This is a genomic window from Pseudomonas synxantha, assembly GCF_900105675.1.
Classification (GTDB): domain Bacteria; phylum Pseudomonadota; class Gammaproteobacteria; order Pseudomonadales; family Pseudomonadaceae; genus Aquipseudomonas; species Aquipseudomonas synxantha.
Map to the genome: position 1 here is coordinate 1,333,290 of NZ_LT629786.1, position 13,387 is coordinate 1,346,676.

General features: G+C 61.7%; 13 protein-coding genes and 1 pseudogene. 6 read left to right on the plus strand and 8 right to left on the minus strand.

What is annotated here, in order from left to right; all coding sequences use genetic code 11:
* Positions 1 to 3: 3 nt before the first annotated feature.
* Positions 4 to 930 carry a citrulline utilization hydrolase CtlX gene (ctlX, locus tag BLU48_RS06390; protein WP_057025198.1) on the minus strand — a complete coding sequence of 309 codons (927 nt, stop codon included), beginning with the start codon at positions 928 to 930 and terminating at the stop codon, positions 4 to 6.
* A gap of 284 nt (positions 931 to 1,214) precedes the next feature.
* Here ctlX and BLU48_RS06395 point away from each other — a divergent pair, with 284 nt between their 5' ends.
* A complete protein-coding gene (locus BLU48_RS06395) occupies positions 1,215 to 2,111 on the plus strand; it encodes a GNAT family acetyltransferase (RefSeq protein ID WP_082636725.1) in 897 nt (298 codons plus the stop codon).
* Between the two features lie 43 nt (positions 2,112 to 2,154).
* On the opposite strand, the gene BLU48_RS06400 is transcribed toward BLU48_RS06395, so the two are convergent.
* Positions 2,155 to 2,433, minus strand: a complete 279-nt coding sequence (locus BLU48_RS06400; protein WP_057025199.1) for a hypothetical protein — start codon at positions 2,431 to 2,433, stop codon at positions 2,155 to 2,157.
* Positions 2,434 to 2,659: 226 nt separating this feature from the next.
* On the opposite strand from BLU48_RS06400, the pseudogene BLU48_RS31630 reads away from it, so the two are divergent.
* Positions 2,660 to 2,806, plus strand: a pseudogene (locus tag BLU48_RS31630) (GNAT family acetyltransferase); the annotation flags it as partial.
* A 128-nt stretch (positions 2,807 to 2,934) separates the two neighbouring features.
* Here the strand turns inward: BLU48_RS31630 and BLU48_RS06405 are convergent.
* The 5 genes from BLU48_RS06405 to BLU48_RS06425 all read right to left on the minus strand — a co-directional run bounded on the left by BLU48_RS06405 (position 2,935) and on the right by BLU48_RS06425 (position 9,105).
* Complete coding sequence (locus tag BLU48_RS06405; RefSeq protein ID WP_046068748.1) at positions 2,935 to 3,954, minus strand: branched-chain amino acid aminotransferase; 1,020 nt, start codon at positions 3,952 to 3,954, stop codon at positions 2,935 to 2,937.
* Positions 3,955 to 4,162: 208 nt separating this feature from the next.
* A complete protein-coding gene (gene lpdA, locus BLU48_RS06410; protein WP_057025200.1) occupies positions 4,163 to 5,542 on the minus strand; it encodes a dihydrolipoyl dehydrogenase in 1,380 nt (459 codons plus the stop codon).
* Positions 5,543 to 5,546: 4 nt separating this feature from the next.
* Positions 5,547 to 6,809: a dihydrolipoamide acetyltransferase family protein gene (locus tag BLU48_RS06415; RefSeq protein WP_057025201.1), complete on the minus strand. Its 1,263-nt coding sequence runs from the start codon at positions 6,807 to 6,809 to the stop codon at positions 5,547 to 5,549.
* Entirely contained in the window at positions 6,810 to 7,868 is a 1,059-nt protein-coding gene (locus BLU48_RS06420; RefSeq protein ID WP_005789444.1) for an alpha-ketoacid dehydrogenase subunit beta, read from the minus strand. It abuts the gene before it with no gap.
* A gap of 1 nt (position 7,869) precedes the next feature.
* Positions 7,870 to 9,105 carry a 3-methyl-2-oxobutanoate dehydrogenase (2-methylpropanoyl-transferring) subunit alpha gene (locus BLU48_RS06425; RefSeq protein WP_057025202.1) on the minus strand — a complete coding sequence of 412 codons (1,236 nt, stop codon included), beginning with the start codon at positions 9,103 to 9,105 and terminating at the stop codon, positions 7,870 to 7,872.
* Between the two features lie 195 nt (positions 9,106 to 9,300).
* On the opposite strand from BLU48_RS06425, the gene bkdR reads away from it, so the two are divergent.
* A complete protein-coding gene (gene bkdR / locus BLU48_RS06430) occupies positions 9,301 to 9,789 on the plus strand; it encodes a Bkd operon transcriptional regulator BkdR (RefSeq protein ID WP_003174877.1) in 489 nt (162 codons plus the stop codon).
* A 121-nt stretch (positions 9,790 to 9,910) separates the two neighbouring features.
* On the opposite strand, the gene BLU48_RS06435 is transcribed toward bkdR, so the two are convergent.
* The gene (locus BLU48_RS06435; protein WP_043048745.1) at positions 9,911 to 10,774 is read right to left on the minus strand and encodes an MBL fold metallo-hydrolase; all 864 of its coding nucleotides are present in this window, start codon (positions 10,772 to 10,774) and stop codon (positions 9,911 to 9,913) included.
* A 94-nt stretch (positions 10,775 to 10,868) separates the two neighbouring features.
* On the opposite strand from BLU48_RS06435, the gene BLU48_RS06440 reads away from it, so the two are divergent.
* The 3 genes from BLU48_RS06440 to BLU48_RS06450 are packed head-to-tail and all read left to right on the plus strand — an operon-like array spanning position 10,869 to position 13,307.
* A complete protein-coding gene (locus tag BLU48_RS06440; protein WP_043048744.1) occupies positions 10,869 to 11,204 on the plus strand; it encodes an ArsR/SmtB family transcription factor in 336 nt (111 codons plus the stop codon).
* A 51-nt stretch (positions 11,205 to 11,255) separates the two neighbouring features.
* Positions 11,256 to 12,500: an NAD(P)/FAD-dependent oxidoreductase gene (locus tag BLU48_RS06445; RefSeq protein ID WP_057025203.1), complete on the plus strand. Its 1,245-nt coding sequence runs from the start codon at positions 11,256 to 11,258 to the stop codon at positions 12,498 to 12,500.
* The gene (locus BLU48_RS06450) at positions 12,501 to 13,307 is read left to right on the plus strand and encodes a sulfite exporter TauE/SafE family protein (protein WP_057025204.1); all 807 of its coding nucleotides are present in this window, start codon (positions 12,501 to 12,503) and stop codon (positions 13,305 to 13,307) included.
* The last annotated feature ends 80 nt before the right edge of the window (positions 13,308 to 13,387 follow it).

Here is a 13,387-nt window from a genome sequence, read left to right on the forward strand (position 1 = left end):
TCCTTATTGAAATGAGGGACGTGCTGGCAGATGCACTTCGGCCAGCATGCAGCGGGCACTGCCGCCGCCGATGCGTTCGATGTTGTCGATATTCACCACCACCGGCCGCGTGTGGCGCTCCACATGCTGGCGCTGGGCAGGTTGCAGCGCGCCCCAGGCGCTGGCGGACATCACCAGCAGCGGCTGACCGTCACGGTCGTGGACTTCGAGCATGTTGCCGGCGAAGGCTTCCAACTGGTCGAAGTCGAGGGCGAGGATGTCTTTGCCGGTGTCGCGCAGGGAGCGCTCCAAAGTCAGGCGCTCGCCCTCATCAGGCAGCGCCTGCAGGCACACCACCGCGAGGTCGCGGCCGACGCTCATCATTACGTTGCTGTGGTAGATCGGCGCGTGGTGGCGGTCGAGGGCGTGGAACACGCAGAGCTGGTAGTCGAGGCGTTCGGCGAACTGGCGCAGGGCGGCGTGGTGGGTGCGCCCGGAGTGGCAGGCGTAGCTGATGCGGTGCTGGCGATCGAGCACCATGCTGCCGGTGCCTTCGAGGAAGATGTTCTGTTGTTCAAGGTGACTCAGGTCGATGGTGTCTTTTATCGCAAAACGTTGCTCCAGTACCTGCAGTACGCCTTTGTTGCGCTCCAGGCGGCGGTTCTGGCCCTCCATGGGGTAGAGCACCAGGCTGCCGTCGGCGTGGCTGCTCCACCAGTTGTTGGGGAAGATCGAGTCCGGAGTGTGGGGCGCCGGGGTGTCCTGCACCACCAGTACTTCCACGCCGTGATTGCGCAGGGTTTCGACATAACCGTCGAACTCCTCCAGCGCTTTGTGCTGTGCACTGAGCGGGTCCGGCGGCGGGCGTTGAAAACGGTTGTTGATCGCGGTGTCCGGGTTGAAGGCAAAGCGCGCCGGGCGGATCATCAGGACGGTGTTGGTGGTTTGCATGGGGGCACGGGTCCATGGGGTGATCTTGTAGCGCTATTTTGTGCGTTGTCGGGGAAGTATCTCGGCTGAAACAGCAGGGCGGCCCAGCCGGGAAAGCTGAAAAGGGCAGTGATGCAGCCGAATCGGCTGTCAGATTGAAATGCGATCAACCTGTGGGAGCTGGCTTGCCTGCGATAGCGGTGTGTCAGCCCCATTAATCTGGCTGACACACCGCTATCGCAGGCAAGCCAGCTCCCACATTGGTATTGTGGTGATTGTTATCGTTGTGTCCGCCAGGAGGAATTATGTCTACCGCCGTTCGCCTCGCCCAGCCAGCCGATGCCGAGGGCATCAGCCAGGTCATCCTGGCCGCCTTGCACAGCAGTAATGCGCGGGATTATCCGGCGGATGTGATTGCGCGAGTCGCCAGCAATTTTTCCCCTGAGGCTGTGCTGGAATTGCTCAAGCGCCGTGTCGTGCTGGTGGCCACCCAGGACCAGGTGATCGTTGCCACCGCTGCCCTTGACGCCAACGTAGTGCGTTCGGTGTTCGTCAATCCGGCGTTGCAAGGGCAGGGCATTGGCCGGTTGTTGATGATCGAGATCGAATTGCGTGCCCGGGAGGCGGGCGTAACGGTATTGAGCGTGCCATCCTCGCTGACTGCGGAATCCTTCTACACCAGGCTGGGTTTTCATACCGTGCGCGATGTCTACCATGGCAACGAGCGCACGCTGGTGATGGAAAAGGCGCTGTCATCCCGGCACCCCATCGGCCTGTACCGTGACCGTCAGCACCGTGCGCAGGTGGTTGCGCTGTGGGAGGAGGCCTTTGCTTACGACACTGCGCATAACTTGCCGAGCCTGGCGATTGACAAGAAGCTGGCGGTCAACGATGGGTTGTTCTTCGTCGCCACCGACAAGAAAGCCGTGATCGGCACGATACTCGCCGGTTATGACGGTCACCGTGGCTGGCTGTACTCCGTGGCTGTGCATGCCGACTATCGTCGCCATGGTTTGGGATCGTCGCTGGTGCGCCATGCCGAGCAGGCGTTGACGGCCTTGGGCTGCATGAAGATCAACCTGCAGATCACCGGCGGCAATGACGTGGTGGTGGGGTTTTATGAGGCGCTGGGGTATGGGGTGGAGCCGAGGATCAGTATGGGTAAGAGGATCGTTGAGTGTATTCCAGGACAGAGTAGATGACCGACAGCAATCTGATCATCCGTCTAGCCTTTAAGGCTTACGCTTATTTTTTCCGCTTCGCGGTATAGCCTTTCATTGCCGCAAAAGCATTCGCCAAGTTCAGAAACAGGATCTTGTCGTCAATATCCCCTTCGACATCGCCGTCACCGTCGGCATCCCCCGGGTTTGAGGAACGGTCATAAAAACCATTTTTTTCGCTGGAACTGGCATACACCAGAAGAGGGTCGGGATCGTTGGGGGCATTCAATACTTCCATCAATATTTCTTTGCTTGCGTCACCTTCGAAGTCATCTGTCGTGAGGTGAATGATAAATTTGCCCATGAGGTGTCTCCTTGAGGTTTGGTGAGAATCCAGCCTCTGCATTTATAATCTCGATCCCTGCGCATCTCTACTGTCAAACTTGACAGGGTGGATGCATTTACAGTTGATCGTTCCCACGCTCTGCGTGGGAATGCCGCCAGGGACGCTCCGCGTCCCGCCGGACAACTTAAATGTCGGTAGATGACGCGGAGCGTGGGAACGATCAGCATGGCGCGACGCATAACCTGCCGAGCAGGCGGTGACGGCGCTGGGCTGCATGAAGATCAACCTGCAGATCACTGGCGGCAATGACGTAGTTGTGGGGTTCTACGACGCGTTGGGGTATGGGGTGGAGTTGGGCAAGAAGATTGTCGGGAATATCCCTCAATCCTGAAAATACTGGAGATCCAATGTGGGAGGGGGCTTGCTCCCGATAGTGGAGTGTCAGTCGATGAAGATGTTGACTGACCTGCCGCCATCGGGAGCAAGCCCCCTCCCACAGGGTATTGCGGTGTCGCTGGCTTATACCTTGACGATCCAACCCGCGGGCGCTTCAACATCACCGGTCTGCACACCCGTCAGCTCCTTATAGAGCTTCTGGGTGATCGGGCCGACTTCGGTCTCGCTGTGGAACACGTGCAGCTTGCCGTTGTACTGGATGCCGCCGATCGGCGAAATCACTGCCGCGGTACCGCAGGCGCCGGCTTCCTTGAACTGGTCCAGCTTGTCGATGAACACTTCGCCCTCGACCACTTCCAGGCCCAGGCGGGTCTGGGCCAGTTCGATCAGCGACAGGCGGGTGATGCCTGGCAGTACCGAAGGCGACTTCGGTGTGATGAACTGGTTGTCGTGGGTGATCCCGAAGAAGTTGGCCGAGCCGACTTCTTCGATTTTCGAGTGGGTCATCGGGTCCAGGTAGATCGCGTCAGCGAAGCCGGATTTCTTCGCTTCCGAGCCCGGCATCAGGCTGGCGGCGTAGTTGCCACCGACCTTGGCGGCGCCGGTGCCTTGCGGCGCGGCGCGGTCGTAGCCGGAGATCTGGAAGTTGTGCGGCACCAGGCCGCCCTTGAAGTAGGCACCGACCGGGATGCAGAACACCGAGAAGATGAACTCCGGCGCAGTGCGCACGCCGATGTTGTCACCGGTGCCGATCACGAACGGGCGCAGGTACAGCGCGCCGCCGCTGCCGTACGGCGGGATGAAGCGCTCGTTGGCCTTGACCACTTGTCTACAGGCGTCGATGAAGGCTTCGGTCGGTACTTGCGGCATCAGCAGGCGGCCGCAGCTGCGCTGCATGCGCGCAGCGTTCTGGTCCGGGCGGAACAGGTTGATCGAACCGTCCTTGCAACGATAGGCCTTCAAGCCCTCGAAGCACTGCTGCCCATAGTGCAGGGCGGTGGAGCCCTCGCTGATGTGCAGCACGTTGTCGTCGGTCAGGGTGCCTTCCTGCCATTCGCCGTTCTTCCAGACCTGGAGAAACCGCTTGTCGGTCTTGATGTAGTCAAAACCCAGCTTGTCCCAATTGATGCTTTCGTTACCCATGACACCCTCTATCTCTGGTCAAGTCGGATTTTTTTCTGGATGGGAGCAACAATACTGCATTCTTGGCTTGTGTGGGAGCCACTGAGTGGACGCCTTCAGCCTCTGTATTGACCGATCCACCACCGCTATCGGGGGCAAGCCCCCTCCCACATTTGGAATGCATTTCCCTGTGGGAGGTGGGCTTGCCCCCGATGGCCACGCCACGGTTTTACATATGCAACGCATGCCCCAATGCCCGCAACGCCGCTTCCTGTACCGCTTCACCCAGGGTCGGGTGGGCATGAATGGTGCCGGCCACATCCTCCAGGCGCGCGCCCATTTCCAGGCTCAGGCCAAAAGCGGTGGACAGCTCGGAGACCCCGGCACCCACGGCTTGCCAACCGACAATCAGGTGATTGTCACGTCGCGCCACCACCCGCACGAAGCCGGCTTTGGACTCCAGGGTCATGGCCCGGCCATTGGCGGCGAACGGGAAGCTCGACACGATGCAGTCCAGGCCGGCGGCCTTGGCGTCGTCCGGGGTCTTGCCGACTACCACCAGCTCCGGGTCGGTAAAGCACACCGCCGGAATCGCAGCCGGGTTGAATTCGCGGGCTTTACCGCTGATCAGCTCGGCAACCATCTCACCCTGGGCCATGGCCCGGTGCGCCAGCATCGGTTCGCCGCTGAGGTCGCCGATGGCGTACACATTGCGCATGCTGGTCTGGCAGCGGCTGTCGATCTTGATCGCTGCGCCGTTCATGTCCAGGTTCAGCGCTTCGAGATTCCAGCCCTGGGTGTTGGGCTTGCGGCCCACGGCCACCAGCACCTGGTCGGTGTCCAGCGCGAGAGAGTCGCCGTCGGGCGTGCGCACTTGCAGTTTGTTGTCGGCAAAGCCGGTGACACTGTGCCCAAGGTAAAACTTCACCCCGAGTTTCTTCAGGGACTCGGCCACCGGTAAGGTCAGCTCGGCATCGTAGGCGGGCAGGATATGTTCCTGAGCCTCGACCACACTCACTTCGGCACCGAGCTTGCGATAGGCAATGCCCAGTTCCAGGCCGATATAACCGCCGCCCACCACGATCAGGCGCCTGGGCACGCGGGTTGGCGCCAGGGCTTCGGTGGAGGAGATGATCGGCCCGCCAATCGGCAGCATCGGTAGATTGACGCTTTTCGAACCGGTGGCCAACAGCAGGTGCTCGCACTGGATACGCTGTTCGCCCACCTCGACGGTCTTGCCGTCGACCACCTTGGCCCAACCGTGGATCACCTGCACCTTGTGTTTTTTCAGCAGCGCTGCGACGCCGGTGGTCAGGCGGTCGACGATACCGTCTTTCCATTCCACGCTTTTGCGGATGTCCAGGGTCGGCACATCCACTTCGATACCCAGTTGCGAGCCCTGGCTGTGGTGCACGGTTTGCTGGAACTGTTCGGCCACATGAATCAGGGCCTTGGACGGAATGCAGCCGATGTTCAGGCAGGTGCCGCCCAGTGCCTGGCCTTCCACCAGGATGGTGGGGATACCCAACTGACCGGCGCGAATCGCCGCCACATAACCGCCCGGGCCGCCGCCGATAATCAGCAGCGTGGTGTGCAATGTCTGAGTCATGCCTTTACTCCAGGAACAGGCTGGCGGGTTGTTCGAGCAGGCCGCGGATGGCCTGGATGAATTGCGCCGCGTCCATGCCGTCGACCACGCGGTGATCGAAGGAGCTGGAGAGGTTCATCATCTTGCGTACCACGATCTGGCCCCTGATCACCATGGGCCGTTCGACGATGCGGTTGACACCGACGATGGCCACTTCCGGCAGGTTCAATACCGGCGTGCTGACAATGCCGCCCAAGGCGCCAAGGCTGGTCAGGGTGATGGTCGAACCGGACAACTCTTCACGGCTGGCCTTGCCCGTGCGTGCAGCGTTGGCCAGGCGTGCGATTTCCTCGGCAGTGCCCCACAGGCTGCGGGCTTCGGCGTGGCGTACCACTGGCACCATCAGGCCAACGTCGCTCTGGGTGGCGACGCCCACATGCACCGCGCCGAGACGGGTGATGACCTGGGCTTCGTCGTCATAGCGGGCGTTGATCTGCGGGAACTCGCGCAGCGCCACCACCATGGCGCGCACGATGAACGGCAGCAGGGTCAGCTTGCCGCGTGTGGCAGCGTGCTTCTCATTGAGGTGCACGCGCAACTCGTCGAGGGCGGTGACGTCGATTTCTTCCACGTAGCTGAAATGCGCGGCGCGACGGGTGGCGTCCTGCATGCGCTGGGCGATCTTGCGACGCATGCCGATCACCGGGATCTGGTGTTCGTCATTGCGCTCGGTGTAAGGGTTGACTGCACTCGTACCGGCGGCCGGACCCTGCTGCAGGTACGCCTCCAGATCTTCGTGAAGAATCCGGCCCGCCGGGCCCGTGCCCTGGACCAGGCGCAGTTGAATCCCCGCATCCAGCGCGTGCTTGCGCACGGCGGGGGAGGCCAGGGGGCGCTCACTGGCTTCACGGGCCACGGGGGCTTGCGGCGCTTTCACGGCAGGCGCGGGTTTGCTTTCCACCGGTGCCGGTGCAGGTTTGGCTTCGGCCACAGGCGCGGCCTTTACCGGTTCGGCGGCCGCCGGCACATCCCTGGTATTGCCCGCGCCTTCCACTTCAATGCTGATCAAAATACTGCCCACCGCCATGACTTCACCCGGCTCGCCGCCGAGGGAAATCACCTTGCCGTGGACCGGCGAGGGAATATCCACCATCGCCTTGTCGGTCATTACATCCGCCAGCACCTGGTCTTCAACCACCAGGTCGCCGACCTTCACATGCCATTGCGACAATTCAACTTCCGCGATGCCTTCGCCGATGTCCGGCATCTTGATAACGTGCGTACCCATTCAGACCTCCATGACCCGTTTCAACGCCGCGCCCACTCGGGACGGGCCTGGGAAATACGCCCATTCCTGCGCGTGCGGGTAGGGGGTGTCCCAACCGGTGACGCGCTCGATTGGCGCTTCCAGGTGGTGGAAGCAATGCTCTTGCACCAGCGACACCAGCTCGGCACCAAAGCCGCAGGTGCGGGTGGCTTCATGCACCACCACGCAACGGCCGGTCTTTTTCACCGACTTGACGATGGTTTCCAGGTCCAGCGGCCACAGGCTGCGCAGGTCGATGACTTCGGCGTCAATGCCGGTTTCTTCGGCGGCGACTTGGGAGACGTACACGGTGGTGCCGTAGGTCAGCACGGTCACGGCCGAACCTGGGCGCACGATGGCGGCCACGTCCAGCGGCACGGTGTAGTAACCGTCCGGAACCTGGGCTTGCGGGTGTTTCGACCACGGCGTTACCGGGCGGTCGTGGTGGCCGTCGAACGGGCCGTTGTACAGGCGCTTGGGCTCAAGGAAGATCACCGGGTCATCGTTCTCGATGGAGGCGATCAGCAGGCCCTTGGCGTCATAGGGGTTGGACGGCATCACTGTACGCAGGCCACAGACCTGGGTGAACACCGCTTCGATACTCTGGCTGTGGGTCTGGCCACCGTAGATGCCGCCGCCGCAGGGCATGCGCATGGTCAGGGGCGCAGTGAACTGGCCGGCCGAACGATAGCGCAGGCGTGCCGCTTCGGAGATGATCTGGTCGGTGGCGGGGTAGACGTAGTCGGCGAACTGGATTTCAGCCACCGGGCGCAAGCCGTAGGCACCCATGCCCACGGCCACGCCGACAATGCCGCTTTCCGAGATCGGTGCGTCGAATACCCGCGAGCTGCCGTACTTGGTCTGCAGACCTTCGGTGCAACGGAACACGCCGCCAAAGTAGCCGACGTCCTGGCCGAACACCACCACATTGTCGTCACGTTCAAGCATCACATCCATGGCCGAGCGCAGGGCCTGGATCATGGTCATGGTGGTGGTGGTCATGGCGGTTTCCAGTTCGATGCTGTTGTTGTGGTCGTTCATGTCACACCCCCAACTCTTGACGCTGGCGCTTCAAGTGCTCCGGCATCTCTTTATAGACGTCCTCGAACATGGTCGCGGCGCTTGGAATCTGGCCGCCGGCCAGGGTGCCGTACTGCTCGGCTTCCTTCTGCGCCTTGACCACTTCGGCTTCAAGCTCGGCACTGACCGCCGCGTGTTCCTCTTCGGACCACTGGCCAATCTTGATCAGGTGCTGCTTGAGGCGGGCAATCGGGTCGCCCAGCGGGAAGTGGCTCCAGTCGTCGGCGGGGCGGTATTTGGATGGGTCATCGGAGGTGGAATGCGGACCGGCGCGGTAGGTGACCCATTCGATCAGGGTTGGCCCAAGGTTGCGGCGCGCACGCTCGGCAGCCCAGGCCGAGGCGGCGTACACCGCGATAAAATCGTTGCCGTCCACCCGCAGGGAGGCCATGCCGCAACCGACGCCGCGTCCGGCGAAGGTGGTGGCTTCACCGCCGGCGATGGCTTGGAAAGTAGAGATGGCCCATTGGTTGTTGACCACGTTGAGTATCACCGGCGCGCGGTAGACGTGGGCGAAGGTGAGGGCGGCGTGGAAGTCTGATTCAGCCGTGGCGCCGTCGCCGATCCAGGCCGAGGCGATCTTGGTATCGCCCTTGATCGCCGAGGCCATGCCCCAGCCCACGCCCTGGACGAATTGGGTGGCGAGGTTGCCGGAAATGGTGAAGAAACCCGCATCCTTGACCGAATACATGATCGGCAACTGGCGACCCTTGAGCGGGTCACGCTCGTTGGACAGCAGTTGGCAGATCAGGTCCACCAGCGGCACGTCGCGGGCCATCAGGATGCTTTGCTGGCGATAGGTGGGGAAGCACATGTCGTCGATGTTCAAGGCCAGGGCCTGGGCGCTGCCGATGGCTTCTTCGCCAAGGCTTTGCATATAGAACGACATCTTTTTCTGACGTTGGGCGACCACCATGCGGTTGTCGAAGATGCGCGTCTTGAGCATGGCGCGCATACCGCGGCGCATGATCTCGACAGGCACGCCTTCGGCCCACGGGCCAAGGGCCTGGCCCTGGTCGTCGAGCACACGGATCAGGCCCTTGGCCAGGTCGGCGGTGTCGGCGGGTTCTACGTCGATGGCGGGTTTGCGTACCAGGCCGGCGTCGGTCAGGCGCAGGTAGGTGAAATCGGTCTTGCAGCCCGGGCGGCCCGAGGGTTCGGGAACGTGCAGGCGCAGCGGTGCATACGGCTGGGTCATGGCTTTCTACGCTCTATCTTGTGAATTTCTTGTAGTGGGCGCGCTAGCTGACAGTCAGTCTTCGGGTAGAAGAAATCCTGTCCTACAACAATCATAGGCGTGGCGTAGAAGAATATTTATCTGTGTTTCATTGCGCCCGGGACCATTTGCGGATAAAAAAACTGCATAAACATAATAAACAGGTGATTTTGTCTCATGCGCAAACTGGACCGTACCGATATCGGCATTCTCAACGCCCTGCAGGAGAATGCACGGATCACCAACGCCGACCTGGCCCGCTCGGTCAACTTGTCGCCGACGCCGTGTTTCAATCGGGTCAAGGCCATGGAAGAGCTGGGCCTGATTCGTGAGCAGGTCACGCTGCTGGATGCCGACCTGTTGGGGCTGCACGTCAATGTGTTCATCCATGTGAGCCTGGAAAAGCAGAATGAGCTGGCATTGCAGCAATTCGAAGGGGCGATCTCCGACCGGCCGGAAGTGATGGAGTGCTATCTGATGGCGGGTGATCCGGATTATCTGATCCGCGTGCTGGTGCCGACGATCCAGTCGCTGGAGCGCTTCATGATGGACTTTTTGACCAAGGTGCCGGGGGTGGCGAACATTCGCTCCAGCTTTGCCTTGAAGCAAGTGCGCTACAAAACCGCACTGCCATTGCCGGCCAACGGCATCAGCCTCGGTTCCTGATTCAACACAGGACAAAATGTGGGAGGGGGCTTGCTCCCGATAGCGGTGTGTCAGTCAACTTATGTGTAGCTGATCCACTGCTATCGGGAGCAAGCCCCCTCCCACATTTTTTTACCGCATTTCAAAGTTGGTTGAGGGGGATCTTCAGGTAGGTCACGCCATTCTCTTCCGCTGGCGGCATGTTCCCCGCCCGCACATTCACCTGGATTGCCGGCAACAACAGCGTCGGCATGCCCAGCCCGGCATCACGGGTGGTGCGCATCTCTACAAACGTCGCTTCATCCACCCCGTCATGCACGTGGATATTCCCCGCCCGTTGTTCCGCCACCGTCGTCAGGCACTTGGCCTCACGCCCCTCAGGTGGATAGTCATGGCACACATACAGCTTGGTATCCGAAGGGAACGCCAGCAGCTTGCGCATCGATGCGTACAACTGCCGCGCATCACCGCCGGGAAAGTCGCAGCGGGCGGTGCCGACGTCGGGCATGAACAGCGTGTCGCCCACCAGGATCAAGCGGCCGTCGATCAAGTAGGCCATGTCGGCCGGGGTGTGTCCCGGCACATGCAGGGCCTGGGCTTTCAAACCGCCGATATGAAAGATTTCATCCGGCGCAAACAGGTGATCGAACTGTGAACCGTCGACGCGAAATTCCGGCTCCAGGTTGAACAGGTGCTTGAACACACCCTGTACCTTGCTGATCGACTCGCCGATCGCGATCTTGCCGCCCAACGTGCGACGAAGGTAGGGCGCGGCGGACAGGTGGTCGGCATGGGCGTGGGTTTCGAGCAACCACTGCACCTGCAAGCCGTGCTCGCGCACAAAGGCAATGACCTTGTCAGCCTGGGCGGTGTCGGTACGCCCGGACGCCGGGTCGTAATTGAGCACCGAGTCGACGATGGCGCAGGGGCCGCCATCCGCTTCATAGACGATATAGGTGTAGGTCGACGATGCGTCATCCAGAAAGGCTTGAATCAACGCTGGCATGGCGGCTGTCCCCGATGAAGAAAAAAGTGGTTACAATCAGTTTATGTTTAAACATAATGTCTTGAGCTTAAGTGACATAAAGGACCCGAAGCAAATGGAATCTACCTTGAGTGAGGGCGAAGTCGCCCAGTTGCGTGCGTCGGCGTCCAAGGCCTGCTGCCTGCTCAAGGCCCTGGCCAATGAAGACCGGCTGTTGATCCTGTGCCAGTTGACCCAGGGCGAGCGCAACGTCGGCGAGCTCGAAGCCTTGACTGGCGTGCGCCAGCCCACCCTGTCCCAACAGTTGGGCATCCTGCGCGATGAAGGGCTGGTCGCAACCCGTCGTGAAGGCAAATACATTTTCTACGGCCTGGCCAGCCACGAAGTGATTCAAGTAATGAAGACCCTGTCCGGCCTGTATTGCGGCGCGGTCATAAAAAGCTGGGCGTGACGCCATCCGGCAGCGACCCTTGTGTGCATTGACTCAAAAAGGCAGTAGACAATGACCGAACAACACTGGGGACCCACCATCAGTGGCGATATCGTCGTTATCGGCGCCGGCTCGGCAGGCATCGGCCTGGTGGCCAGCCTGCTCAAGCGCGACCCGCACCTGAACATCACCCTGATCGAACCCAACGATTACCACTGTTACCAGCCGGCCTGGACCCTGGTGGGCGGTGGCGCCTACGACCTGGCAAAGACCCGTCGCCCGCTGGCCGACGTGTTGCCCAACGGCGTCAGTTGGGTACAGGCCGCCGTCAGCGAGCTGCTGCCCGACGAACAAACCCTGGTGCTCGACAGCGGCCAGCGCGTGACCTGGAACAACCTGATCGTCTGCCCCGGCCTGCGCCTGGCCTGGGAGAAAATCGAGGGCCTGCAGGACACCCTCGGCCGCCACGGCGTGACCTCCAACTACAGCTATGAGCACGCCGCCTATACCTGGCAACTGGTGCAGCAACTCAAGGGCGGCAAGGCGCTGTTCACCCAGCCGGCCATGCCGATCAAATGCGCCGGCGCGCCGCAGAAAGCCATGTATCTGTCGTGCGACCACTGGCTCAAGCAGGGCAATCTCAACAACATCGACGTCGAATTCAACCTGGCCGGCGCCGCGCTGTTCGGCGTGCCGACCTTTGTGCCGCCGTTGATGAAATACGTCGAGAAATACAACGCGCGCCTGGCGTTCAATTCCAACCTGGTGAAAGTCGATGGCCCGGCGCGCAAGGCCTGGTTCGAAGTGAAGGACGCCGAAGGCAAGGTGAACGTCGAAGAGAAAACCTTCGATATGTTGCACGTCGTGCCGCCGCAGCTGGCCCCGGATTTTATCCGCCAGAGCCCGCTGGCCGATGCCGCCGGCTGGTGCGAAGTGAACCCCCACAGTCTGCAACACCTGCGCTACCCGCACATCTTCGGCCTGGGCGATGTGTGCGGCACCAGCAACGCCAAGACCGCCGCCGCCGTGCGAAAGCAGATCGTGGTGGTGGCCGAGAACCTGCTGGCCCTGCGCAAACAGGCGCCGCTGCCGCTCAAGTACGACGGCTATGGCTCCTGCCCGCTGACGGTGGAGAAGGGCAAGGTGGTACTCGCCGAGTTCGGCTACGGCGGCAAGCTGCTGCCGACCTTTCCCCTCGACCCGACCCGGGCGCGCCGCTCCATGTGGTTCCTCAAGGCCACGCTGCTGCCGTGGTTCTACTGGAACGGCATGCTCAAGGGCCGCGAGTGGCTGACCCGCCTGAGCAAGGTGGACTGAATGCTGCTGGCCAGTGTGTTGGGTGTATTGATGGGCCTGGTCATGGGCCTGACCGGCGCCGGCGGCGGCATCCTCGGGGTGCCGGCACTGGTGCTGGGGCTGGGCTTGAGCATGACCCAGGCCGCCCCGGTGTCGCTGCTCGCAGTAGGCGCGGCGGCGGCAGTGGGCGCCATTGATGGCTTGCGCCATGGGCTGGTGCGTTATCGCGCTGCGCTGTTGATCGCATTGCTGGGCGCATTGTTTTCGCCGCTGGGCGTGTTCGTCGCCCACCAATTGTCGGAGCAACTGCTGATGGGTTTGTTCAGTGCCTTGATGGTGCTGGTGGCTTGGCGCATGTTGCGGCGCGAGAAAGCCGAAGCCGGGCCAAGCGACCATGGCTCGGCCTCATGGGGCCAGAAGAACTGCATGCTCAATCAGCAGACCGGGCGCCTGGCCTGGACGGCCAAATGCACGGCCACCCTGGCTGCTTTGGGCGCGGTGACCGGCGCGGTCTCGGGGTTGCTTGGCGTGGGCGGCGGCTTCCTGATCGTGCCGGCGTTCAAGCAACTGACCGACGTGCAAATGCGTGGGATCGTCGCGACTTCGTTGATGGTGGTCAGCCTGCTTTCCCTGATCGGCGTAGTGGGGGCGTTTCATGCCGGGGTTAGCATCGAGCCTGTAGGCTGGATGTTTATCGGCGCAAGCATCGTCGGCATGCTGGCCGGGCGGCGGTTGTGTTCGGTGATTCCTGCACGCAGCTTGCAGGTGGGTTTTGCCAGCCTGTGTGTGGTGGTCGCGGTTGGAATGCTGGCTAACGCATTGCGCTGAATCTCTTCGGGTGAGGGCGGCGGCGTGGTGCGTTGATGCCCGTCAACACCTGCTGCGGCGAATGGGTCCATGGTGTCTGC

Excerpts from the sequence above, each read along its gene's own strand:
- bkdR (WP_003174877.1), top strand. The coding sequence starts at position 9,301 with ATGCGCAAACTGGACCGTACCGATATCGGCATTCTCAACGCCCTGCAG.
- BLU48_RS06440 (WP_043048744.1), top strand. The coding sequence starts at position 10,869 with ATGGAATCTACCTTGAGTGAGGGCGAAGTCGCCCAGTTGCGTGCGTCG.
- BLU48_RS06405 (WP_046068748.1), bottom strand. The coding sequence starts at position 3,954 with ATGGGTAACGAAAGCATCAATTGGGACAAGCTGGGTTTTGACTACATC.
- BLU48_RS06435 (WP_043048745.1), bottom strand. The coding sequence starts at position 10,774 with ATGCCAGCGTTGATTCAAGCCTTTCTGGATGACGCATCGTCGACCTAC.
- ctlX (WP_057025198.1), bottom strand. The coding sequence starts at position 930 with ATGCAAACCACCAACACCGTCCTGATGATCCGCCCGGCGCGCTTTGCC.
- BLU48_RS06400 (WP_057025199.1), bottom strand. The coding sequence starts at position 2,433 with ATGGGCAAATTTATCATTCACCTCACGACAGATGACTTCGAAGGTGAC.
- BLU48_RS06395 (WP_082636725.1), top strand. The coding sequence starts at position 1,215 with ATGTCTACCGCCGTTCGCCTCGCCCAGCCAGCCGATGCCGAGGGCATC.
- lpdA (WP_057025200.1), bottom strand. The coding sequence starts at position 5,542 with ATGACTCAGACATTGCACACCACGCTGCTGATTATCGGCGGCGGCCCG.
- BLU48_RS06415 (WP_057025201.1), bottom strand. The coding sequence starts at position 6,809 with ATGGGTACGCACGTTATCAAGATGCCGGACATCGGCGAAGGCATCGCG.
- BLU48_RS06420 (WP_005789444.1), bottom strand. The coding sequence starts at position 7,868 with ATGAACGACCACAACAACAGCATCGAACTGGAAACCGCCATGACCACC.
- BLU48_RS06450 (WP_057025204.1), top strand. The coding sequence starts at position 12,501 with ATGCTGCTGGCCAGTGTGTTGGGTGTATTGATGGGCCTGGTCATGGGC.
- BLU48_RS06445 (WP_057025203.1), top strand. The coding sequence starts at position 11,256 with ATGACCGAACAACACTGGGGACCCACCATCAGTGGCGATATCGTCGTT.
- BLU48_RS06425 (WP_057025202.1), bottom strand. The coding sequence starts at position 9,105 with ATGACCCAGCCGTATGCACCGCTGCGCCTGCACGTTCCCGAACCCTCG.